This is a genomic window from Pseudomonadota bacterium, assembly GCA_018823285.1.
In the GTDB taxonomy this organism is placed as follows: Bacteria; Desulfobacterota; Desulfobulbia; order Desulfobulbales; family JAGXFP01; genus JAHJIQ01.
Genome location: JAHJIQ010000007.1, coordinates 109,753 through 133,561 on the forward strand (window position 1 = coordinate 109,753; position 23,809 = coordinate 133,561).

The 23,809-nt window shown below is 52.3% G+C and carries 20 protein-coding genes and 1 tRNA gene; 11 read left to right on the forward strand and 10 right to left on the reverse strand.

Translation table 11 applies throughout. From position 1 onward, the window contains the following. Positions 1-102 precede the first annotated feature (102 nt). Entirely contained in the window at positions 103-645 is a 543-nt protein-coding gene (gene thpR / locus KKG35_02450) for an RNA 2',3'-cyclic phosphodiesterase (GenBank protein MBU1736975.1), read from the reverse strand. A gap of 198 nt (positions 646-843) precedes the next feature. On the opposite strand from thpR, the gene aroD reads away from it, so the two are divergent. The 3 genes from aroD to aroA are packed head-to-tail and all read left to right on the forward strand — an operon-like array spanning position 844 to position 3,629. Then, positions 844-1,518, forward strand: a complete 675-nt coding sequence (aroD, locus tag KKG35_02455; protein ID MBU1736976.1) for a type I 3-dehydroquinate dehydratase — start codon at positions 844-846, stop codon at positions 1,516-1,518. After that, positions 1,505-2,326 (forward strand): shikimate dehydrogenase, encoded by an 822-nt coding sequence (locus tag KKG35_02460; protein MBU1736977.1) that lies wholly within the window; start codon positions 1,505-1,507, stop codon positions 2,324-2,326. The genes aroD and KKG35_02460 overlap by 14 nt, the downstream gene beginning before the upstream one ends. A gap of 7 nt (positions 2,327-2,333) precedes the next feature. Further along, a complete protein-coding gene (gene aroA, locus KKG35_02465; protein MBU1736978.1) occupies positions 2,334-3,629 on the forward strand; it encodes a 3-phosphoshikimate 1-carboxyvinyltransferase in 1,296 nt (431 codons plus the stop codon). Here the strand turns inward: aroA and KKG35_02470 are convergent. Further along, positions 3,624-3,989 carry a PilZ domain-containing protein gene (locus tag KKG35_02470; protein MBU1736979.1) on the reverse strand — a complete coding sequence of 122 codons (366 nt, stop codon included), beginning with the start codon at positions 3,987-3,989 and terminating at the stop codon, positions 3,624-3,626. The genes aroA and KKG35_02470 overlap by 6 nt on opposite strands. Positions 3,990-4,111: 122 nt before the next feature. Next, positions 4,112-5,749 (reverse strand): glucose-6-phosphate isomerase, encoded by a 1,638-nt coding sequence (locus tag KKG35_02475; protein MBU1736980.1) that lies wholly within the window; start codon positions 5,747-5,749, stop codon positions 4,112-4,114. Between the two features lie 192 nt (positions 5,750-5,941). Between KKG35_02475 and KKG35_02480 the strand changes: the two genes are divergently transcribed. From KKG35_02480 to cobO, 3 genes are all read left to right on the forward strand, one after another. Further along, positions 5,942-6,796, forward strand: coding sequence for a DnaJ domain-containing protein (locus KKG35_02480; protein ID MBU1736981.1), 855 nt, complete (start codon positions 5,942-5,944; stop codon positions 6,794-6,796). A gap of 107 nt (positions 6,797-6,903) precedes the next feature. Then, positions 6,904-8,610, forward strand: coding sequence for a M48 family metalloprotease (locus tag KKG35_02485; protein ID MBU1736982.1), 1,707 nt, complete (start codon positions 6,904-6,906; stop codon positions 8,608-8,610). Positions 8,611-8,625: 15 nt separating this feature from the next. After that, the gene (gene cobO / locus KKG35_02490; protein MBU1736983.1) at positions 8,626-9,147 is read left to right on the forward strand and encodes a cob(I)yrinic acid a,c-diamide adenosyltransferase; all 522 of its coding nucleotides are present in this window, start codon (positions 8,626-8,628) and stop codon (positions 9,145-9,147) included. A gap of 4 nt (positions 9,148-9,151) precedes the next feature. Here the strand turns inward: cobO and KKG35_02495 are convergent, their stop codons facing one another. Further along, complete coding sequence (locus KKG35_02495; protein ID MBU1736984.1) at positions 9,152-9,853, reverse strand: hypothetical protein; 702 nt, start codon at positions 9,851-9,853, stop codon at positions 9,152-9,154. 154 nt (positions 9,854-10,007) lie between these two features. Here KKG35_02495 and hemG point away from each other — a divergent pair, with 154 nt between their 5' ends. Next, positions 10,008-11,372 carry a protoporphyrinogen oxidase gene (gene hemG, locus KKG35_02500; protein MBU1736985.1) on the forward strand — a complete coding sequence of 455 codons (1,365 nt, stop codon included), beginning with the start codon at positions 10,008-10,010 and terminating at the stop codon, positions 11,370-11,372. A gap of 9 nt (positions 11,373-11,381) precedes the next feature. Here the strand turns inward: hemG and dnaA are convergent, their stop codons facing one another. Together dnaA and KKG35_02510 are read right to left on the reverse strand one after the other, a co-directional pair. Continuing rightward, a complete protein-coding gene (gene dnaA, locus KKG35_02505; GenBank protein MBU1736986.1) occupies positions 11,382-12,722 on the reverse strand; it encodes a chromosomal replication initiator protein DnaA in 1,341 nt (446 codons plus the stop codon). Between the two features lie 734 nt (positions 12,723-13,456). Beyond that, complete coding sequence (locus tag KKG35_02510) at positions 13,457-14,806, reverse strand: dynamin family protein (protein MBU1736987.1); 1,350 nt, start codon at positions 14,804-14,806, stop codon at positions 13,457-13,459. Between the two features lie 341 nt (positions 14,807-15,147). On the opposite strand from KKG35_02510, the gene KKG35_02515 reads away from it, so the two are divergent. The 3 genes from KKG35_02515 (at position 15,148) to KKG35_02525 (ending at position 17,834) form a co-directional block, all read left to right on the forward strand. After that, the gene (locus tag KKG35_02515; protein ID MBU1736988.1) at positions 15,148-15,381 is read left to right on the forward strand and encodes a ferrous iron transport protein A; all 234 of its coding nucleotides are present in this window, start codon (positions 15,148-15,150) and stop codon (positions 15,379-15,381) included. Positions 15,382-15,387: 6 nt separating this feature from the next. Continuing rightward, positions 15,388-17,610, forward strand: coding sequence for a ferrous iron transport protein B (feoB, locus tag KKG35_02520; GenBank protein ID MBU1736989.1), 2,223 nt, complete (start codon positions 15,388-15,390; stop codon positions 17,608-17,610). Positions 17,611-17,757: 147 nt separating this feature from the next. Then, positions 17,758-17,834 (forward strand) — tRNA-Arg (locus KKG35_02525). Positions 17,835-17,974: 140 nt separating this feature from the next. On the opposite strand, the gene KKG35_02530 is transcribed toward KKG35_02525, so the two are convergent. The 4 genes from KKG35_02530 to KKG35_02545 all read right to left on the reverse strand — a co-directional run bounded on the left by KKG35_02530 (position 17,975) and on the right by KKG35_02545 (position 22,042). Beyond that, entirely contained in the window at positions 17,975-18,526 is a 552-nt protein-coding gene (locus KKG35_02530; protein ID MBU1736990.1) for a nucleoside deaminase, read from the reverse strand. An 84-nt stretch (positions 18,527-18,610) separates the two neighbouring features. Next, the gene (locus tag KKG35_02535; protein MBU1736991.1) at positions 18,611-18,778 is read right to left on the reverse strand and encodes a hypothetical protein; all 168 of its coding nucleotides are present in this window, start codon (positions 18,776-18,778) and stop codon (positions 18,611-18,613) included. Positions 18,779-19,065: 287 nt separating this feature from the next. Further along, a complete protein-coding gene (locus KKG35_02540) occupies positions 19,066-21,102 on the reverse strand; it encodes a response regulator (protein ID MBU1736992.1) in 2,037 nt (678 codons plus the stop codon). Positions 21,103-21,304: 202 nt separating this feature from the next. Beyond that, positions 21,305-22,042, reverse strand: a complete 738-nt coding sequence (locus KKG35_02545; protein ID MBU1736993.1) for an arginyltransferase — start codon at positions 22,040-22,042, stop codon at positions 21,305-21,307. A 272-nt stretch (positions 22,043-22,314) separates the two neighbouring features. On the opposite strand from KKG35_02545, the gene KKG35_02550 reads away from it, so the two are divergent. Beyond that, positions 22,315-23,802 (forward strand): hypothetical protein, encoded by a 1,488-nt coding sequence (locus KKG35_02550; GenBank protein MBU1736994.1) that lies wholly within the window; start codon positions 22,315-22,317, stop codon positions 23,800-23,802. Positions 23,803-23,809 lie beyond the last annotated feature (7 nt).

A 23,809-nucleotide genomic window follows, 5' to 3' on the forward strand; every position in this document is an offset into this window, starting at 1 on the left:
ACAGGAGACTCTGTATCTGGTTCAAGCACAGGCGCCTTTTAATGGTAGCAAAAATAAACGGTGGAAGTCCAGCAGGCAGAATTGTTTTATTCGTTATTCTGTTCACAGGGTAAGCGGGTAGGAGCTTTCAATCCGGTGATCAGCACCTTTTCCGGTCAGGTGGCTTGAATAGAGGTGGAAGGTGTTAATTTCACAGGGTGGGGTTTCAAAAAGACTGTGACTGGCGAGATAATCGGCCAGTCTTAGACCCCGGGGAGGGGTCTTGAATCTGGCTATCGTAATATGTGGTGAAAACTTGCGCTTCTCTGAATTCAGGCCCATTCGTACAAGTGAAGACTCAATCCGTTTCCGTAGAAACCTCACCTGTTCATCGGGGCTGATCCCGAGCCACAGCACCTTGGGCTCACGCCGCGGCGGGAAGTGGCCAAGGCCCGTGACCCTAATCTGAAATGGCGTCCCCTTTATTCCGGCAAGGGTATCGCGAATTTCACGGAAAATGGCGCCGTCAACCTCGCCGATGAAGCGCAGGGTAAGATGGATCTGCGCGGCCGGAACCCAGCGCGCATCAGGCAATCCGTCACAGATGGAACGAATGAGTTCCCTCTGTGGTTCGGGAAGATCTATGGCAACAAAAAGTCTGGGCATAACATATTCTGTCAGTATTTGGCGTTGGGGGATTTTACCATAGCAAAGGAAGACTTGTGATAATTTTTCGCGGTTTCGCGCGTATTGACAAGCTGTACACGATGTAATACCCTGCTTGTTCCAATGAACAATCGGTAATATTTCAATTCTCACTGAAGGGGATGTATCAGGGCGATGGTGACTGGCGGAAAAATTTGTGTGTCGATATTTGCCAGTGATCCCGACCGGGCGCTGGCCGCCGCTGTCAGTGCGGGCGAGGCAGCCGATCTTGTCGAATTGCGCCTTGATGCCATGGAAGTTCCAGACCCCGCCTTTTTCCTGTCCAGGCTTGAGACTCCGGTCCTGATCACCTGTCGCCCGGAATGGGAAGGCGGCTGCTTCAGGGGAAGCGAGGTAGAACGGCGGGATATACTGATGGCAGCGATCAGAGATGGTGCTGCGTATGTTGATATTGAATTGAAAACGGCTGTGGAGATGAGGCAATTGCTGCTTGCTGCCGCCAAGGAAAAGGGCGTCAAGTCCATTGTCTCCTGGCATGATTTCAAGACAACGGCATCAGCGAAAGCCCTTGAATCGATTTTTCAGGAGCAGTGCCGGACCGGTGCTGATGTGGGTAAAATAGTTACCACGGCGCGGGATTTCAGGGATGTTTTGCGGGTTCTCGGGCTGCAGGAACTTTCCCATGAAACCGGTTTCCCGCTCTGTGCCTTCTGCATGGGAAAGGCAGGAGTCATCAGCCGGATTGCCACCCTGGAGATGGGCGGTTTCATGAGTTATGCCGCTGCCGATGACGGGCAGCCCGCTGCTCCCGGGCAATTATCCGTTTCTGTAATGCGCAGGATCATGGAGGCTCTTGCAGATGGGCGGGATTGACGGCAGCACCGGAATATACGGAATCATGGGGTTCCCGGTCAGCCACACCTTGAGTCCGGCCATGCACAACCGGGCCTTTGCTGAGCGTGGGCTGAATAATGTCTATGTTCCCTTTGCCGTCGAGGATGTTGCCGGAGCGCTGCAGGGGTTTCGGGTTCTCGGGATCCGGGGTTTGAGTGTGACAGTGCCGTACAAGGAGCAGGTCATTCCGTTTCTCGACGAGATTGATCCGGTGGCGGCCAGGATAGGAGCGGTCAACACCCTGGTTGTTGATGGAAAGAAAATCAGGGGGCTGAATACCGACTGGCTTGGTGCGAACCGGGCCCTGGGCGAGGCGCTGCCACTTGCCGGCAGCCGGGTTCTGATCCTTGGCGCTGGAGGGTCTGCCCGGGCCATTGGTTTCGGGCTTCTTGAGGCGGGAGCCGGGATCGTGGTCGCGAGCAGAACCCCTGAGCGAGGCCAGAGGCTTGCTGTCGACCTGGGCTGTGAGTGGTGCTCGCTTGAGGCGGCGGGGGCGGTCGAGGCCGACGCACTGGTCAACGCCACCTCCGTTGGTATGGCACCGGGTGCCGAAAAGACGCCGATGGTGGCCGGATCCCTGAAAAATTTTCCGGTAGTCATGGACATTGTCTACTCCCCGATTGAAACGAGACTTTTGAAAGAGGCCACTGCCGCAGGATGCCGGGTGATTAACGGTCTGGAAATGCTCCTCTATCAGGGGGCGGCTCAGTTTGAAATCTGGACCGGGCGGGAAGCGCCTCTTGAGATCATGCGGCGTGTTTTGACTGATAAAATTACAAAAAAATGAGTCACCGATGAAAGAGATCAGACCATACAAACATATTAACGCCCGGATAGAAGTGCCGGGGTCCAAGAGCATCACCCAGAGAGCGCTGATTGCAGCCGCCCTTGCCAAAGGAGACAGTATTCTGCGCGGACCACTGGCAAGTGACGACACCCGTTATACGGCAAAGGCGTTGCGCGCGATGGGGGTCAGGATAAAAAAGAACAAGAGATCCTGGAAGGTTTCCGGCAACAACGGCCAGATTCTGGAGCCGCCGAAGAAGCTTTATCTTGGCAATAATGGAACCGCCACCCGGTTTCTTGCCTCGCTGGTTTCCCTGGGTCATGGAGTGTTCAGCATTACCGGCGACAAGCGGATGGAACAGCGGCCGATCCAGCCACTGATCGATGCTTTGTGTGGCTGGGGGGTTGCAATCCGCAGTATAAAAGAGACAGGCTGCCCGCCTCTTGAAGTAAGGGCTGATGGAATACGGGGCGGTCTGACGACGCTCCCCGAAGGCAGAAGCAGTCAGTATCTTTCATCACTGCTGCTGGTTGCTCCGTATGCGGCTCATCGGGCCAAGCTTGAAGTAGCCGGCGAGGTGTATTCCAAACCCTATGTCCAGATGACCCTCAATGTCATGAAGTCTTTCGGGGTCAAGGTGATTGCCAAAAAGGATTTCTCATACTTCGAGATTCCCAGAAGAAAATATCTTGGCCAGGACTACCAGATTGAGGGTGATGCCTCCAGCGCTTCCTATTTCTGGGCTGCCGCTGCGGTGACTGAGGGCAGGGTGGAGGTTGTCAATGTGCCGAAGAAATCCATGCAGGGCGACACGGCCCTGGTGAAAATTCTGGCCGAGATGGGGTGCCTGGTTGAGTACAGTGATACCGGGATCCTTGTTGAAGGGCCGGCGGAATTAAAGGGGGTTGATGTTGACATGGCTGATTGCCCAGATGTCGTCCCTACCCTGGCAGTGGTTGCAGCCCGGGCGAAAGGGAGGACGATCATCAGGAACATCGGACATCTGAGGATCAAGGAGTGTGACCGCCTGCATGTCATGTCAACCGAATTGAATAAACTGGGGGTCAGGACCGAGGAAGGGCCGGACTATCTGGTGATTGAAGGGGCGGGAGCGCGCGCCACTTTAAACGGCGCAGTGATCGACACCCATGATGATCACCGGATTGCCATGAGTTTTGCCGTGGCGGGTCTCTTTGTGCCGGGGGTGAGAATTCTTGATGAAGGAGTGGTGGCAAAATCTTTTCCCGATTTCTGGGAAAGATTTCAAAAGCTTTACGGGATAGAGAGAGATTCGACCTTATAGCCAGCCCGAACCTTGCTGCTTTTCATTAAAGGCGGTCAGGAATTTTTGCAGGGTAACCATTTCAGAAGGCCCTATTTCAAGAAACTCCACCCCGGAATGATACCCTTCATGGGTTCCGCTTTCGCAGCGGACGACTCTTCCTCTTACCTCGACAAGGTCATTTTCAAGTCCTAGAGTAATCTCAAGATTCTGGCCGATATCAAACGGGACATGAGTTTCGAGGAGTATCCCTTTCGTGCTCACGTTTAAAGTACGGGCCATGGCCCGATTCATCTCCTCTCCCGATTCATCGAGAACGACGTAATCCAGAAGATTCAGTGAATCCTTTCTTGTGCTGCCACGAAGTTCTTTTTCACTCATAAAGGTCTGTCCTCATTGGTTATTTTCGTCACAGTAGTGTATATGATAAAAATATTCAATCATTATTGGCAGGTTGGCATGGTTTCGTTCATGCACGGCAGGAATCATGGTCAACCGGGCATTTATTGCTGCTTTCGCACTGCAATCCTGGCAGCGGACAGAACATTCCCGTCAACGTCCCCATCTTTGCCGGTTTTCATGACTGGATCACTCGTTGTTCTGCCGGATATTCTGTCGAGGATGCGGTCAGCCAGGTATTTACCGAGCTGCACGCCTTCCTGATCAAAAGAGTTTATATTCCAGATAAACCCCTGGAAGGCGATTTTGTTTTCATATACGGCCAGCAGTTCTCCCATGGTTTCTGGGTCGAGCCGGTCTGCGAGCAACAGCGAGCTCGGGCGGTTGCCGGAGAAGATGCGATTCGGATTGGTGTCGTCCTTGCCGACCGCCAGGGCCATCATCTGGGCAAGGAGGTTGGCGACAAGTTTTTCCTGTGAAGTAGTGCCCCTGATGTTGATATCCCTGCCGTACTGGTTTTCCCGGAAACCGATGAATTCGACCGGAATAACGGTTGTCCCTTGATGGATCAGCTGGTAGAAGGCATGCTGGCCGTTGGTCCCGGGTTCACCCCAGATGACCGGCCCTGAATCATAGGGCAGAGGTTTTCCCTGGCGGTTGATTGATTTGCCGTTGCTTTCCATGTCACATTGTTGAAGATGGGCCACAAAACGAACCAGAGCCTGGCTGTAGGGAAGAATGGCAAGGGTCTGGTGTTTCAGGAAATTGCGGTTCCAGATCCCGAGAAGGGCCAGAAGGAGCGGGATATTCCGGCGGATACTTGTTTCTTCTGCGCAGCGATCTATGTTGTTTGCCCCTTTCAGGAAGGCGAGAAAGTGATCGTAGCCGAGAGCGAAGCCGAGCATGACCCCGCCGACCATTGAAGTTGCACTGTAACGGCCGCCGATATAGTCAAACATATAGAAAGAGCGCAGATACTTTTCAGGATTGTCCATCGGACTCCCCATCCCGGTAACGGCAATGAAATGCTCCTCCGGCTTGAGCCCTTCAGCGGCAAAGGCTTTACTGGTGAGGCTTTCATTAGTGAGGGTCTCAAGAGTGGTGCCGCTTTTGGAGACAACGCAGACCAGGGTCCGGGTAAGATCGATTCCCGACAGCACTGATGCCGCATCATCCGGGTCGACGTTGGAAATGAATTTTACGGTGCGACCGTTCTTGCGGAATGGCTGCAGGGCGAGATAGATCGCTCTGGGGCCAAGATCTGAACCGCCGATTCCGATATTGATCATGGTGTGAAAAGATTCGCCCCGACTGTTCACGATCTTCCCTGAGTCGAGGTCAGCAAGAAAGTGTTTGAGTTTTTCAAGCTCAGTCGTTGCCTGGCCGGTGGTTTTCTGATTGAAGGGTGGGTCTGTAAACAGATCTCGGGTGGCGGTGTGCTGGACCATCCTGTTTTCAGAGGCAAAGCCTTCTATCCTGTTCATGGTTTCCCCCCTTTTCATCGCCATGAACTGGGATACGGCGCCGGCCTGATCCGCCAGCTGCTGCAGGGAGTCAAGCGTTGTGTCATCTATCTGCTGGCAGGTGTAAATCAGTTCAAGTGACGAGTTCCGGCAGGAAAACGACGCAAGCCTTTTTCGGCTGAAGGTGGAATCCTTTTTCAGGCGGTAAGGATTTTCGGCAAGGCGGGAAAGTTCGGTGAAAGCCGGCAGCCGGTCCATGTTCTGAAATGTACTGGTCATAGTATCTCCATGAAGGACATAGAAAATTTTTGACTAGTATAGTACTTTTTTTTTATAAAATTAAATGGTTACATAAAAAATCATTGAATTATTATTCAAAAATACACATCATATTGCGTAAGAGTGTGATTGTTGGCACAATATATTGATATTTCATTTATTTTTAACGAATATTTCCGGAGATTGGTGCAGATGCAACAGATAAACGAACTGGAGCTGTTCAGGTCCTGCCAGGTGCTTTTTGGTGGCCAGCTTGATGTTTCCAGGGAGTTCCTCGAATACATCCAGTGGTCCGGAGTCAAGAGCGCATACCGCAAAAAAGTCAGGGAGACGCATCCGGATGGTGCGGCAAGAGAGGGTGAGCTGGTCCAGCGCAAAAGGGCCGATGAGTTCAGGTCGGTCCAGGAGGCCTATGAAAATCTTTCAAATTTTCTGGCGGCCAGGGATAAGGGCTATCGGTTGATTGCACCCATACGGGTAAAGGCAGAAAACTCAGGGGCCCGGTCTTATGGGAGCCCGTCTGGGCAGGCGGAACAAAACTCTTCCCGGCACAGGCGTAAAGAAGGGCCGCAACCAGTCGGCGGTTTTGCAGAAAATAGGAGGAGAAGCGGAAATCCGGCAGAGGGTCGACCGAGTCGCCCTGTCACGTCCTCGCTTTACAAAGGACCGTTACCCAGGAGAAGACTTCTTTTCGGCCATTTCCTCTATTATTCCGGATTGATTAACTGGCGCACAATTGTAAAGGCTCTGGCCTGGCAGAGAAACAACCGCCCGCGGATCGGGGAGCTTGGCAAACGTGTCGGCCTGCTGTCCGAGGTTGATGTGGAGAAGGTGATCAGGAATCGGAAGGGGATGGAAAGTTTCGGACAGTCAGCGATCAGTATGCGCCTGTTAAACCAGAAGCAACTGAAAGGGTTGATCCTGCAGCAGAAGAGGCTGCAGAGGAAATTCGGGGAATTTTTTATCGCCCACCGGATATTCTCTCCCGAGCAACTTGAGGATCTGGTGCAGGAATGTCAGCGACATAATGCTCAGTTTGCTCCCTGAAACAATTGATATACAGCAACCTCATATATCTGCTGGTCGTTATTCTTGTCCTTTCAACTGGCGGTGTTCCGGAAATACCCAGATTTCCCGGGGTGTCAGCTGCCGGTTTGTTTGTTCTGAAACTGGCCGTTTTTTTTCTGTCGGTCCGGATCTATCTCTCCAAAAAACCGATCCATCTTGTAAAAGATTATATGGCTGCGGAGACAAGGCTCTCCGTTCTGGCTCTTGCGCTGTTCCTTGTCGATGTTTACGTCCTGGATCTGAAGTATTACCTCGCATCTCTGACATTTTCTGACAAAATCTCTTCACTTGCTGGTATCAGCGGATTATTCCTGTTTCTTTTCTATCTGACGGTTCTCTGGTTCCTGCTCAGAAAAAGTTATGAATCTGTTTTCGGGGTCAAACACCGGCCGGTTGTGTTCATAACGGCAAAACTCAAACTCTGTATCTCCCTGGTATTGCCGTGGCTTATTCTGTCGCTGCTTCATGACCTGCTGCTACTGATCCCCTGGCCATCTTTCCGGGTTTTCATGCTGTCGCCGTGGGGAGATCCGGTTCTCTTTGTTGTATTTCTGGTGGCGGCGGTGATCTGGCTGCCGGTCCTGCTGATAAAGCTCTGGGGGTGCGTGCCGCTGCCGCCCGGACCGGTAAGAAGCCATATTGAGAATTTCTGCCTGGAACAGGGCGTTTCATTTAAAGAGATCTGTTACTGGCCTCTTTTTGAAGGAAAGCTGTTAACCGCAGGGGTCATGGGGATTGTTGCAAATTTTCGTTATCTGATGATCACTCCGGCCCTGCAGGAAGCGTTGACCGCGGAAGAGCTTGAAAGCGTGGTTGCCCACGAGATCGGCCATGTCAAAAAGAGGCACCTTCTCCTCTATCTCCTGCTCTTTCTGGGATTCGGGATCATTTCTCAACTCAGTGTGAAGCCGATTCTCTATCTCCTTTTCGGCAGCGAATTTTTCTATGAACTGCTCTTTGATTATCAGGGGGAACCCGGGGCGCTGCTGGCGACTCTGACCGGGGTGCCCCTGATCCTGTTGACCCTGCTCTATTTCCGGTATGTGTTCGGTTATTTCATGCGAAATTTTGAGCGGCAGGCGGATCTCCATGCGTTCAGGGTCATGGGCGGGGCCGGTCCTCTGGTCAGGGTTTTTGAAAAGATTGCCTGGTTGAGCGGCAAGGTCAGAGATCTGCCGAGCTGGCATCATTTCGGGATTGGCCAGCGAATTGATTATCTGCTGGAATGCGGGCGCGGGGCACGGAACCCCGGGGGTCATGATCTCAAGGTCTACGGCAGCATTGCGGCCTATCTGGTCGTGCTTGCCATGACGGTTTTCTTTGCTCTGCAGATTACCGACAAACTGATTGAGGATCAGCCCGGGAGGAAATTTGCCGAGTCGGTTCTCATGAAAAAACTGGAGTTGGAGCCGGATAACCCCACCTGGCATCAGTTCCTGGGTGATCTGCGACTCGGCAGGGGACTCTACACGGACGCCATCGCTGCCTATGAAAAGAGCCTTGCTCTGGAACCTGAAAATCCGGAAGTCCTCAATAATCTGGCCTGGCTTCTGCTGACCGTTGACCATGAAAGGGATAAAAACCGGGCTCGCGCCCTGGACCTTGCGTTGCAGGCGGTCAAGCTCCACGTCCGTGGCTACATTCTTGATACGCTTGCTGAAGCTTACTGGCAGAACGGATTAAGAGAGGACGCGATCAAGACGGGGCGAAGGGCCATGGAAGAAGATCCCGAGAATCGCGAGTATTATCGGCAGCAGGTGAAAAAATTTGAGGATTCCGGCAGTGAATCATGATCAGGGCGGGAAAGAATGGAAAAGGGGATGATTATCGTCAATACCGGCAACGGCAAAGGCAAGACAACTTCAGCTTTCGGACAGGCTCTCCGGGTATCCGGGCATGGCGGCCGGGTCTGCATTATCCAGTTTATCAAGGGGAAATGGCAGACCGGCGAGGTGAAGGCCATGGAGGTTTTGAGCAAAAACATTGAGGTTCATGTGTGCGGCACAGGATTTACCTGGGAAGCTGATGATCAGGATGTTGTGGCGGAGGCGGGGAGAAAGGGCTGGCAGCTTGCCCGGGAGAAAATTTGTTCCGGAAAGTACCGATTGGTGATTCTGGATGAGATCACTTATCTGCTCAATTACGGGGTGATTCCGGAAGATGAGCTCCTCAGAGTTTTACAGGAGCGGCCTGCTGGGGTCGATGTTTTGCTGACCGGTCGTGGCGCGGGGCGGGCCATTATTGAGGCGGCCGATCTGGTCACTGAAATGCGGGAAATCAAACATCCATACAGCACAGGAGTAGCAGCGAGAAAAGGGGTTGAGTTCTAAGGGGCTAGGGAAGTGCGGTCCCGGTTTGAAAATCGAGGTCGGACAGCGATTTGCCGTTGCTGAGAGCTGCGGCAATTGCTGCTCCGAATTTTTCGGCTTCAGCAAGCTGCTCTTTTGAATGACCGTAGCGGCTGTAATAACGGCTGAAATATTTTGATCTTTCCGGGGCTTTGCCGGCAATTTTTAAAAACACCCCGACGGTTCGCCATGGCTCTTCTGCAGGATGGGAAAAGACCATCCGGTTCGGGATAACGGCGCCGCAGCTCAAGAGCAGGCTTTTCAGTCCGAGCCAGTGCATCCGCCAGTATCCCCGGCATGAGATCAGCGGCAGAACCTGTTTTCCGGTAAAAAGAAGCGGGCCGAAGCGATCGAGGAGATCGAGAATCGGGCCACTGGGGTTATACGACCAGGTTGGCCCGGCAAGAACAATCAGGTCGAATGAAGTGCAATCGGTGATTTCGGGTTCCCTGATCCGGAGGCGCATCCGGAAAAAGGTGGTCAGCATCATTTTCAGGGTGCCGATAAATGAGCCGACCGGAAAGCGGGGTGGCACGAGAGGATGAATTCTTTCCATGACGACCTCGGCTCCATTTGCCTTGAGGCCGGATGCAAGGCTGTTTAAAAGGCCAATGGTCTGGCCGCTGAACGAATAGTAAATGATCAGGATTTTCGGGTGGAGCGGACTGTTGGTGCCGGTAGCTGCCATGGTGAAAGCCTTTCCTCTGGCTGTATTTTTATGAGATGCTGATATTATATTATTGGCTGATTGTCCATATATTTTGTAGAAATCACCGATTGTGAAATGTCCAGTATACCTGTTGCAGATCTGACAGGATAACTTATTTCTTCTGGAGGACAAGGTGGAAAAGAGAGATATTGTTGTTTTGGGGTCCGGTCTTTCCGGTCTTTCGGCAGGGCATTTTATCGGGGAAAAATGTCCTGGGCGGGATGTGCTGCTGATTGAAAAGGAAGGCCGTCCCGGCGGGGCTATCCAATCTTTCAGTCAGGACGGCTATCATGCCGAATGGGGGCCGCACGGTTTTTTGAACAACACCCCGGAGAGCCTCAAGATTCTGGCCGATACCGGTCTTGATCAGGAGATGATGACCGCTCCGCTTGGAGATTTCCGCCGGTTTATCTGTTTCAAGGGGGGGCTTGAGCCTTTGCCCCAAAGCCCGAAAATGCTTCTGACAACTCCGCTCCTTTCCGCTGCCGGAAAACTCAGGCTTTTGGCGGATCTCTGGAAAAAACCGAAGGACGCCCCGCAGACCATCAGTGACTGGGCCAGATATCGTTTTGGCAGTGGTGTCCTGCCCATGGTTGATGTTGCGGTTACCGGAACTTTTGCCGGCGACCCTGATCGGCTCAGTATCGATGCGGTTATGCCCGGTGTCCGGCAGCTTGAAAAAGAGAACGGTTCGGTGTTGCGCGGCTTGAAGAACAAAAAGAAAATGGGGGGGGATGTCCGCAAGTTGCCTGCCATGATAAATTTTCCCCAGGGCATGGAAAGATTGATCGAAGTGCTGGCGGAAAGGCAGGAGATCAGAAGGAACACCTGTATCACAAAAATTAAAAAAAATGATTTCTGGGAGCTTAAGTTTGAAGGGGGCGCCCTTCAATGCAGGACCCTGGTGGTTGCTCTGCCGGTCAACAGTTCCCTGCAACTCCTGTCACATCTCAGTCCTCCGCCGGTTTCCAGTATCCCGGGGGCCAGGATAGTCAATGTGGTTCTGGGTTTTTCTGATATGGGGCAGATTCCCCGAGGGTTTGGATATCTTGCTCCGGAAAAGGAGAAAAGATTCGCCATGGGGGCCATGTTCACCTCCCACATGTTCCCGGGACGCTGCCCTGAAGGAATAGTTATGATCGAGGCTCTGGTGGGCGGCCGACGCCATCCGGAGAGACTTGACCTCTCAGACGATGAGTTGGTGAACAAGGTTTGCGAGGATCTGGGTGCCCTGATGAACATCACCGGAAAACCGGTTTTCTCGAGGGTCTTAAGGCCGGCCAGCGAAATCCCGCAGCTTGAGATGGACCATCCCGCCTTGCTGACGTGGCGCCGGGACATGGAAGAATCTTTCGAGGGGCTCCATATCTGTGGTTTCGGCTGGGACGGGATCGGCATGAACGACATGATCAAGTCGTCTGCCAGGGCAGCTTCTGACATTGCTGCCGGCAAGGCTGGAGAGGCCGGTCAGGCTCCGGTGAAACCGGTGTACTTCTGAAAGGGACAATCAATCGAACTTCTTTTTGAGCTTTCTGGTCAGGAGGTCCACCTGACCGCGGACACTGCCGCAACGGTTGATGGACTCGGTGATCACTTTAACCGAGTGGACCACGGTTGAATGATCGCGGTTGAATGCCTTGCCGATGTCACCAAGTGGCTGATCGGTAAGCTTGCGGGCAAGGTACATGGCCACCTGGCGTGGAAAAGCAACGGTTTTTTTCCTCGACTTTGAGCAGAGCTCTTCGTGTGAGGTTTTGAACTGCTCGGCAATAAAATCCCGGATCATGAGGGCTGATACGATGTTGGCCCTGCTGGTAATAATATTACTGAGCACCTCTTTGACCATGTCCAGATCAGCAGGGCAGCGGAGAAGGCTGGTCTTGGCCTTCAGGCCGATGATGGCGCTCTCCACCTGCCTGATATCGCCACGAATGTTTTCTGCCAGATAACCGATCAGTTCTTCGCTGAGACCGGGGATGGATTTGCCGGCTTTGCGTTTAATGATGTGGCATCTGGTCTTGAAGTCAGGAGGATTGATTGAGGTGACCAGTCCGGAAGAGAGGCGGGAGCGGAATCCCGGATCAATGTCTGCGATGTCGCGGGCCGGGACTTTACTGGTAAAGATGACCCGCTTGTTTTTTTCCAGCAGGATATCAAGGACCGCAGCAAGTTCTTCCTGGGTTTTACTCCGCCCGGAGAGGGAATGAATATCTTCAACCAGCAACACATCACATTGGCTGTGATACTTTTCCTTGAAATCATCCATGCTGTTAGATCGGATGCTGCGGACCATCTCGGCGGTCAGCTGTTGTGAGGTAAGATAATGCAGTCGTGTTCCCGGGGATTCGGCGAGGATCTTGTGGGCCACGGCATGGGTGAGATGGCTTTTCCCGAGACCGGTGTCGGAATCGATGAACAGGCAGCGGGAAATGGAGGAATCATCATTGGCAATTGCCTCGCAGGCCGATCGTGCCATCAGGTTGGACTCTCCGGTCATGAACTCGTCAAAGGTGAAGCGGGGGTGCAGGACGCGCACCGCAGTATTGTTTTTCGGAACATTCGGCAGGCGCATCTGTTGATGGGAAATCCCCGGCGGAAGCATCGGCACCGATTGCTCGGGATCGACGGTGATGGTGATCCTGGTGTCGGGCATGCCGAGTTTTTCAAGGACGCTGTTGATTCTGGGGAGGTAGTTTTCCGTGACCCAGGAGCAGAAAAATCTGTCGGGGCCGGCCAGTTCGATCGAGGTGTCGCTTTCGTGCAGGCATTTTAATGGGTTGATCCATAAAGAAAGAGCATTCTCCGGCATGACTTCAGACAAACCGTTTCTAATCATTTCCCAATACATGAATAACAAAAACCCTGGCTAATTTTTGTTTTAAGAGAGATGACCAACGTGTGGAAAACCGCTGATCAATATGAAGCAATTTTCTATGATAAATACCCACAACAGTCAAAAGTTGTCTGGAGTGATTTTTGAAAATTGTGTGAAAGTTATCAACAGCTTCCGGAGCCCTTTGATACGGGGATGAGTAAAAATGGGTGGTGCTAAAACCCCATTGTTTCGAGGTTTTTTCGTCGACATGCAAAAAGGTATACAATACTGTGGGGTTATGTCGGAATACATGGGCCAGAGGAGATGAAAGGAAAAGATTAAACATCGGTTTTTCTCTTAAAAGCTCATTAATCCTCAAAATATCTCGGTATTTTTCTCAACCCATTGAACTTGCTTGGAAAAAAAATTTCGGTGATTTTGAAAATAAAAATTCCTGTCAGAGAAGCAGGAAAAATATTGGGCAGGAATCGGCGAAGATAAATTTTCCAGAAAAGAGAGATGCTTGCTAATTGCCACATTGTGGCAACTTGCATTGTAAGGTGCGGAGGGAGTCCGCATGGGAAAAAGGGTGCTTTCGGGTGTCAGGCTAAAAATGGGGGATCTGCAGGAAGAAATGTGATTTTTTCATGATTCCATGCCCGATTTGATGCCGATTCACAGAGGAATAAAAACAAAGCATTCCCGATTGCGGGCGCAATTTTGTCTTTTAGCGCAATTGTTCAAGCAATAAGAGTCTGGGTTGGTTGTTACTGGTTTCTGCTGTAATACTCCTGAAGATCGCGGTCAAGAAACCTTTCGATCCGCATAATGTGCTTGCGGTGGGAAAAGATCACATCTCCGAGCCCTGCATCAGCAACAAGCGTTTGCGTGTGGGTCCGAATCTTTTTCCACAGCTGGAGCCGGTGTCTGGTGCCGAGATCAACAAGGTCATCAGGAGATGCCGCTGACTTTCTGATCAACCGGGGCAGCAGATATCTGGAGTAGAGCAGGAAGGCCAGGACGTAGGCTGCGCCAGCTCCGGCCAGGGGGACGAGCAGGTTCGGCAGCCCTGCAGAGCCGTTGGCCAGGGAAGTGAGCAGGGTGGTGTCGGGGATGCTTAAGAATTTCCTGCTGATAATGTCCAGGAAAAGAAACAGGAAAAGGGCAAGAGCGGAGGCGCCCCGCAGGGTTTTTCCCAACAGGGTTCTGCCATGAACGCCGATACTGGTCATTGCTTCGGCGATCATTCGTAATTCCCGGGCCTGTCTGTCCACATGTTGAAGAATATGACTCACCCGCATTTTCTGGGCAGACAGAATCCTCTCTTTCAATTCATTCCGCTCGTTGTTCCAGATGGACATGTTTTCCGGAACCTGGGAAACGTTGGGAGAATAAGTAAGAAATATCCTGGGGATATCTTTTCTTCCCGTCATCTGGGACAGATTCCAGCACAGGGTCCCATAGGAGCGGACCAGGTCTGCCGGATTGTCACACTCATCCAGACGACTCATGACAAAGAGTATTCTGTCTTCACCAAGGCTTTCCGGCAAAGTGTTACGGATGGTTTCATACGCCTCGCGGATGGTTCCGGCTTTGTGCGGGTCAAACATCAGGACCACCAGATCGGCAAGATGGGCCAGATCACCGACAACCCGGGCGTAATCGTACCCCCGGTCTTTTTCAGTGATTGCGTCCAGCATTCCCGGGCTGTCAATGATTGCCAGATTTTCGAGCAGGTCGGATTCAACCTCCTTCATCAGGAAGTGCGAGGTGAACTGGTCGCCATATTCCTTGAAGGCGGTGAACGGCAGCCGCTCGTCATTGACCAGGCTGGAGCCCGGGATTTCGCGGGCCGGTTCTCCCTTCGCAGGGGCGGTAAGTACGGTAAAGGAGTCGTCGGTAGGAGACTGACCTGTTCTCTGAATGTTGCTTTCGAAAAGTTCATTGATCAGGGTTGATTTGCCGGAGGAGAAGTTGCCAAGGATCAGGACGATTGATTTCCACTTCATGACTGATTCCAGGTCGTCGTGATCAAGGCGGTAACGTTCGAAAAGAGGTCCCAGTCTGGCCAGAGTTTTTTTCTTGATTTCCTGTTGTAATTTGTTGGGGGTGGTCATTATATCCTCCGGTCACGGAAAGGTAGCAAAGGTGTTGGGCCGTCTTTAACTTACGAAAAACATGGTGTAAGGATCTAGAAGTAAATCATATCGGTATGATAAAACCTTTCCTGCTGCTTGGAAAGGACAAAAGGTCTGAACGAGCCCCCCCTCTTGTGCAACATTCCGAGGGGAAGTCCATATAAATATTGTAATATAGTACTATTATATTGACTCCGGTGAACCCTCTTCTTATTAATTGATGTTCTGCAGGCTGTCATTTATGGAAGTTGTGCGGTTTGAGCAACGTGGAAGGGTCCGTTGCCATGGCAGTGTGTTTTTCAGATTTCTTGGGTGGATAAGTGGCAAAAATACCGTTAAGACAATTGAAGAAGAATCAGACCGGAGTGATCACCGCCGTCAAAGTGGCCGGAGAACTTGGCCGGCGAATCAGGGAGATGGGTCTGGTTCCGGGCACTGAAATAAAAATTCAGGGAAGGGCCCCTCTCTATGATCCTGTTGCCCTGAGGGTAATGGGCGGCACGCTCACCCTGCGCAACAACGAGGCGGATCACATTGAGGTTGAGACGGAATAAAACGCGATGCCTGATCAGTTGAACATAGCCCTGGCCGGCAATCCCAATGCCGGTAAAACCACCCTCTTTAACCGGCTCACCGGAGCCCGCCAGCATGTCGGCAACTATCCGGGAGTCACCGTCGAGAAGAAAGAAGGCTTTTTTCTCGCTGCGGATGGCCAGCGGGTCAAAGTGGTGGATCTTCCGGGAACCTACTCACTGACCGCCTACTCGGTCGAAGAGGTCGTGGCCAGGGATTATCTGGTCCATGAAAAGCCTGGAGTGGTTGTCAACATTACCGATGCGGCCAATCTGGAGAGGCATCTTTATCTCACCTGCCAGTTCCTTGAATTGGGAGTGCCGGTGGTTATCGCCCTGAACATGATGGATGTTGCCAGAGACCGCGGGATCACGATAGATGCCGAAAAACTTGCAGCGCTCCTCAATGTTCCGGTGGTTCCGATCTCGGCCAAGAGCGGTGAAGGTGTTGAAGATCTCATGGCAGCCGCTTTGGCGGTTGCCGCTTCCGGTAAAGTGTGGGAGCCCACCATGATTTCCTATGGTGACGATCTCGATGGGGCAATTATCGAGATGGAGGAGGTTGTCCGGGATCACTCTTTCCTGACCGAGATTTATACACCACGCTGGCTGGCCCTGAAATATCTTGAGGGGGATGAGCAGATCAGGAAACGGGGTGAAGAGTTTGGCCGTAAACGCGGGCTTGAAAACCTCGCCACGCGGCTCCAGCAGATGGTTGACAGAGTCGCCGCCCACCTCATGGCTACCATTGAAACCTATCCTGAAGCAATGGTGGCAGATCATCGGTATGGTTATATCAAATCAATTCTTCGCCAGGGTGTGGTCAGCCAGGTCTTTGATCAGGACAGAATCTATGCCTCCGACCGTATCGACCGGGTTGTAACCAGCAGGGTGGTCGGCCCCCTGATCATGCTCGGCGTCCTTTTCGGCCTGTACAAGATCACCTTTACCTGGAGTGAGATTCCGGTAGCCTGGATGGAAGGCCTCTTTGAGTTGCTCAGCGGGCTGCTGGATCGGTTAATGACAGATGGCCACCTCAAGTCGCTGATGATTTCCGGGATCGTTGACGGTGTTGGCGGGGTCCTTGGCTTTGTGCCGCTGATCATGCTCATGTTTTTCGGGATAGCCATACTTGAGGATTCCGGCTATCTGGCCCGGGTCGCCTTTATGATGGACCGTATTTTCAGGATCTTCGGCCTGCACGGGAGCTCGGTCATGTCATATATTCTTTCGGGAGGGATTGCCGGCGGTTGTGCGGTGCCGGGAGTAATGGCCACCCGGACCTTGCGTTCCCCAAAGGAAAGGATGGCGACACTCCTGACCACCCCGTTCATGAATTGCGGCGCCAAGATCCCGGTGCTGGCGCTTCTGATCGGCACGTTTTTCTCCGAGAATCAGGCCGGGTTCATGTTCATGCTGACCTTGCTCGCCTGGATTGTTGCTCTGGTGGTGGCTAAAATATTGCGTCTGACCGTTTTGAAAGGGGAGTCCACGCCGTTTGTCATGGAGCTCCCACCATATCGGTTTCCCACTCTGAAAGGGCTTTTCATTCATACCTGGGAAAAAACCTGGCAGTATATCAGGAAGGCCGGCACAGTAATTCTCGGTGCTTCAATTCTTCTCTGGGCGATGATGACCTTCCCAGGTTTGCCGGATGCTGAAAAGCAGGATTTTGAAAAGAGGCGCCAGCAAGTGATCACCCAGATTCAGGGGGTTGAAAACCCCGGGGAAACAACATCGCTACAGAAAACCGGTCTTGAGGAGAAGCTGGCCGAGATTAACGCTTCAGAAGCGGAACGTGCCCTGCTGAACTCCCTTGCCGGCCGTTTCGGGTCAGGGCTTGAAACGGTCAGCTGGCTGGCCGGTTTTGACTGGCGGACAAATATCGCTCTGGTTGGTGGTTTTGCCGCTAAGGAGATCATTATCTCCACCCTCGGCACCGCCTATTCCCTTGGCGAGGTGAATCCTGAAGAGAGCGGGTCATTGTCAAAAACACTGGCAGCCGAACCAGCCTGGAGCAAGCTCAAGGCGTTAAGTCTGATGCTGTTTATTATGTTTTATTCCCCCTGCTTTGTGACCGTAGTCTGCATCGTCAGGGAGGCCGGTTCCTGGAAATGGGGTCTTTTTTCCATGGCGTTCAATACCGGTTTCGCCCTGCTGGTCGCCGTGGTCGTATATCAGGTCGGGACCTTTCTCGGTCTTGGAGTTTGAAGATGGCATGGGGCAGTTTGCCTGTTTGGGCGATGAAAAGAGATGCCTGAACTTCTCTCACAGTTCAGGCAGGCCAGAGGGGGTACGCTATCGTTTTTTTAAGGTTGCCGTCTTCAGGAAATTACGGTATAGAGATTCCTTCCAAAGGCACCCGTAGCTCAGCTGGATAGAGTACATGACTACGAATCATGCGGTCGCACGTTCGAATCGTGCCGGGTGCGCCAGAAATTCAAGCACTTAGTCTGATCAGGCTAGGTGCTTTTTTGTTGGTTCCTGCGCAAGAGGGATCTGCCCTGAAATATCTGCGGCAGATCATAGTTTTACAGCTTTGATATGGCAGGAAAAATTTCTTGATCGGAATTGATTAGCGGATGGCCTTGATCAGTTGGCGGCGCAGTGCTTCCAGGGAATGTCCGGCCAGCCGGAACGCAAGATCGGCCAGAAATTTCGAGACCCTGGCAGTTCGGTGTTGCTGGATGGTGGCCAGGTTCACCCAGGTCGGCGGCAGGTGTTTGATCCTCCGGACCATACCGCCATCATCGTCAGCTGCCAGATAGACCACTTTTCCGATCCCGGCCAGAAGTAAGCGGGTAAGACACATCGGGCATGGTTCAAGGGAGACCATCATGGTCAACCCGCTGCGGTCGCCAAAATCGGGATAATGTTTTTCAAAGTGGTCGATGGCCACCATTTCGGCGTGTCTTTCCGAATGAAATCCATTATGAAATATTTCGTTTCCCGCTTCGGCGAGAACCCTTTCATCAGTGTCGACCAGAATGGCGCCAACTCCATAGCACCCTTTTTCAAGAGCCTCGCAGGCAAGCTCACAACAGCGTATGCCGAGAGGCTCATCGGGGTAATCCTGGTCAGCATGGTAGCCGGCAAGCGCCGCCTTCAATTTCGGCAGAGTGTCCATAAAGACTGAGGGGAAAAAGTAAATGATGATTCAGGGCGGGTTGGAAAATATCTGGCAGGACATGATCGGCTCCGGGGCAGGTGATCAGAAAATGGCTGCAACTCTGGCCAGTTTTTCTGCACCTTGTCTGAAAAACCCGTAAAGTTTGCTGAACAGGTTTGTTTTTGCTGCATTTTTTGCATAGCCCTTTGGAATAATGAGTTTGTTCCGGGTACCGCTTGTAATTATTCCGGATAACTGCCACTTCTCCATCGTCCACCTCCACCCGCAATGAGCGGGGCCCCTTTTTGAAAAATATGCCTCAATCTCTGTAACGACCATTTTTGCAGGTGGGGGAAGAAAAGTCAAGAAAATATACAGTATATTGTGGTGCTGATGTGACGCTGTACACCATGAGGTATTGATGGAGTATTGAGTGAAGGTGGATATGGAAAGTGAAAAGAGTTTTCCAAACAGGTTGCAGAAAGTTTCGTCTGCGAATCTGAAAGAGGTCCCCTTCCATACTGAGATTCTTCGTGGCTTGCCGGTGAGATGACCGATTAGTTGTGGAATACGGTATTGGGCAGGCTGTTGGTGATCACCCTGAGAAGTTCATCAATTTCAAAAGGCTTAGTGATAAATCCGTCCATCCCGGCAGTCCGGCATTTATCAGCAAACCTCTCTGCGGTGTGGGCGGTCATTGCGATGATCGGCAGATGTGTGCCGGTTCCTGTTTCGCGGTTCCGGTAAAGCCTGGTGAACTCGAATCCGTCCATCCCCGGCATTTCAATATCCAGCAGGACCAGGTCGAACTGGATTTCCTCAAGAGTCTTCAAGGCCTGTTCTCCATTGTCAACTTCGCTGACCAGCCATCCTTCGGAGGTGAGAATCTCATATGCCAGGACCCTGTTGATCGGTTCATCGTCCACCAGAAGAACATGAATCTGTTTCTGCTGCGTTACGGGTCTTCCTTGCTTTATTCCCTGGATCTCGGTTGAGGATTGTTCCGGCAGTGATTCAAGCCGGACGGTGAAATGGAAAGAACTGCCCGGGTGTTTGCGATTTGCGGCATCTTCCTTGCGACGGCTCGGTAGGGCGGCGCTTTCAATCCAGATTCTGCCACCCATCATCCTGGCGAGTTCACTGGAGATGGCGAGGCCCAGGCCGCTGCCACCGTAATTTCTCGCGATGGAGGCTTCGGCCTGGGTGAATGCCCGGAAGATTTTTTCCCTGATTTCCGGAGGAATGCCGATCCCGGTGTCTCTGACTTCGAAATGGAGGGTCAGGTTTTCGCCCAGCCGGTTTGCCTCGTCCACCAGAATGTCGATCCTGCCGGTTTCTGTAAATTTAATGGCATTATTGACCAGATTGATGAGTATCTGGGAAAGCCTGCCCGGGTCTCCAATCAGGTTGTCGGTGATCCCTTCATTAATGGAAGTCGAAAAGGCAAGCCCTTTCAACTCGGCCTGTTTTGCCAATGGTGCCAGCGCTGATTGAATGATTTCGCGGAGAGAAAAATTGATCGATTCCAGATCAAGACGATGAGCCTCGATCCTTGAGAAGTCGAGAATGTCATTGATAATCCTGAACAGCCGGTCGGCAGATTCTTTGACCATTCGTATATAGTTGAGCTGTTTCCGGTCACTGATTTCCATCCTCAACAGGAGGTCGGTAAGTCCGATGATGCCGTTCATCGGGGTCCGGACTTCATGGCTCATGGTGGCAAGGAATTCACTCATTGCCTGCCGGGCCATCTCTGATTCTTCCTTGGCCTGCCGGTGTTCGGCGCTGATCAGATTCACCGTCTCAATCTTGTTGCCGATGGTTTCACCAAGCAGGTTGAGAGTCCGGGCCATTTCGGCAAACTCGTCATTGCCCTCTTCCTGAAGCCTATGGTCAAACTCTCCATCCACCAGCTTTCTCGCGCCTGAGGACAATTCCCTGAAGGAGGCAAGGACGTCCCGGAGAAAATACCAGGAGAAAATAAGGATCAGGAAAGAGGCCAGCAGGGAAATAATGACGGTGCTTTTTTTCCCCCGGGCCGCCATCTGCTCAAACTGCATGTGGAGTTCATTGATTTCCTGTTCTTCCTCAGCTATGGCTTTATTTATGAGGGTGATAAATTGCTTCTCAAAGAGCCTTTCGGAAAGATCGCCAAAGTTTTTTTCCCCTTCAGAAAAATTTCCTGCCTTATTCTGCTCCTGGATAAGCGTCAGCTGCCTTTCCATGACAATGAGGAGACTCTGGATCTTGGAGATCCGATCACTTTCTTCAGCCTGTGGTATGGCTTCCTCTTCGCCGAGGAGCCAGCTTTCCTGATAGGTTGCCCGACGTAGCTGTTCAAGGGGGATTTCAATGGCGAAGCGGTGGTCGAAAATTTCTCCATCCCCAAAAGAAACATGGTCCCCCATTTCTTTCATGTATTTGTGGACCGAGGTTTTTATTGCAAACAGGGCGGTAAGCTGCTTGTGGGAAGAGTGTTCCCGTTTCTGATACAGTTCAATAGTGTCAATGGTCCAACGGTGTGAAACGGAGAGGGAGATGATCATGACAAAGATGACCAGCAGATAGATGAGGATGCGGGTTCGGATTTTCATGGGCGATATTCAGGTGTCATGTCGTCTCCGGGTCGACGGAGCCGGTTTCCTTGTCAGTGTCGGCAGAGGCAGAATTTCAGTTGCCCGGGGCCGCATTTTTGGAGGGAGAAGCAGGATCCTCTCCAGGAATCTCCCGCCGGTGCCCAGTATAGCATTAAATCTCAGGAATGTGATGTGAAAAGGTTTCTTGACTCAACCGAGATCATTCACCGGTGTCCGATTTTTGCCAGGAACCGTTTTTCAGCAGGTAGTGGGGGCGAAAGGCTGCCTTGTAGCACATGGCATGAACCTCTTCAATCATATAGCCGAGATAGAGTTCCCTGATCCGGTTCCGGCGGCAGATATCGATCAGGTTCAAAATGTTGAAGGTTCCTGGGCTGCGCCTGGCCTCGGCCGGATCGAAGAAAAAATAAACCGCATTCAGCCACGTCTTCCCGCAATCAACAATTGATACACCGATCAGCCTGCCCTTGACCGAGTAGCGAATCTCAAAAGAGAACTGTGAGGAATTGAGGAAAAAGCCTGCATAATAATCTCTGGCCAGGTTGTTGCGGCCCGGGAAACGGGTGTCGAAAAAATGCTGAAGGAGCCTGACATTGTCATCGGTCGCCGCCAGAGGAGTTGTGTTGATTTCAAGATCGGTGTTGGCCCGGAGGGCCCTCTTCTGGCTCCGGTTCGCCCGGAATTCTTCGGGGTCGATTCGGATCGGCTGGCATTTCCGGCAGCCGGGACAGCGCATGGTGTAAACCGTGTCGCCATATCTCCGGTACCCTGCCGCGAGCAGGGTGTGCATGATTTTTTCCGGAATCATGCTGAACCTGGCCATTCTGTAAATTGCAATCTCCGGAAGGTCGTAGGGGCAGGAGGTCGGGAAATCACTGAAGTAGCGATCCAGATTTTCCAGCAATCGCAGTTGTTCGGAAGGTAGAGTAAGGTCCATAATCCCCGGCAAGAAGAGGCCTGCCGGCAATTTCCCCGTCTGCTGGGAAAACCCCGACACCCGTTGAGCTGTCATATAAAAGATACAGCTTTCCGTAGCGCGCGGCAAGGGACATGAAGTTTTGGCAAGGTCGGCAACTTGAGATAGCCTGACTGGGAGTAGGGTTTTTTTTGGGGCGGGATAAAAAAAACTTCTCATCGCTGATCGACCTGCGATAGGATTATCGGTACACCGAACATGCATCAGGGGAATAAACAGTGAGGCAGGGATTGATGAACATATTGAAAAAGAGCAGCCTGCAGACCAGGATATTCGTTGTTCTGATCATTATCGTGGTTGCCCAGATCGGCGGACTGATCATCGGCCAGCAGACCATCAGGGAGGTCCAGATCGGCGGGCCGAATTATCAGGGAATAGAACTGAAAACCGATTATATCGGGAATATGGCCAGGATGCGGGCAAACATCAACCTGATCAACAGCACACTGTTTTCCGCGCTCTGGGAGAATGACGAGGGAAAAGTCGAGACTCTGTCGCAGATGTCCGAGAGGATGGAGGTCCTTTTTGTCGAACTGGATCAGATGCATCTTGCTTCGGAGGGAAGTGTCGGCTGCGGATACTGCCATGACCAGGCACATGTGGGAGAGATCAAGGAATCGCTTGCCGGGACCCGTAAGATCTGGGAGGAAATGCGGGGTCTTTTGAGCGAGCGGATTGTCCCGGCCCTGGCGGAGGAAGATGTCGAGGCCGCAGGGGAAATTGTCGAAGAAAAGTATCTCGGACTGTATTCCCGGTTGATGGCAACCAGCAAGGAAGAGATCGAGCTTGTTCGTGAAGCATTGCCGCAGTTCAAGGAATCGGCCATGACCAAGACCGACCGGATGATCCTCTTTTACAATGTCGGTGGCATCGGGGCCGTTCTCTTTCTGGTGTGCGTCACCTTTTATTTGACCAGAAAGATCATTCGGACGGTCAATCATATCGTCGAGAATCTCAATCAGTCGGCCGATCGGATCAATCTGGAATCTACAAGTTCCTCCGATTCTTCCCAGGACCTGGCCGACATGTCGACCAGCATTGCCGCCTCTCTGGAGGAGACCAGCGCCTCCCTTGAGCAGATCAACTCCATGATCCAGCAGAACGACGAAGGGGCCCAGGCGGCCAGTGGAGAGGTCAGGAATAATTCGCAGGTTTCGATCCAGGCCAATGCCGATATGGACATGATGCAGACCAGTATGGGCAAGATCAAGGGCGACAGCGATGAGATTGCAAGCATCACCCACGATATTCAAAGTATTGCCTTTCAGACCAATCTTCTGGCCTTGAACGCTGCCGTTGAGGCGGCCCGGGCCGGAGAAGCGGGCGCCGGTTTTGCGGTGGTGGCCGATGAGGTGAGGAGTCTTGCCAGGCGAACGGCGGAAGCAGCCCGCAACATCAGCGGACTTGTTGAGCGTGCCATCGCCAATGTGGGCGAAGGGAGTGATCGTCTTGCGACGGTAGCCGAGAGATTGCGGGAGGTGGGCGTCAGTTCCGAGAAGGTGAAGGTGCTGGTGGACGAAATCTCCCGGTCGTCCCATGAGCAGGCTCTCGGGATCAAGCAGATAGCCAAGGCGGCCCAGGAAATGGACAACAGCACCCAGCAGCTGGCCGCCACCTCCGACCAGAATGCGAACTCTTCCCGCTCCCTGATGGAACAGGTGGTGATTCTGCGCGAGAATATCGGGGAGTTGACCAGTTTTATTGAAGGGGATGGAGAGTGACCTCTTT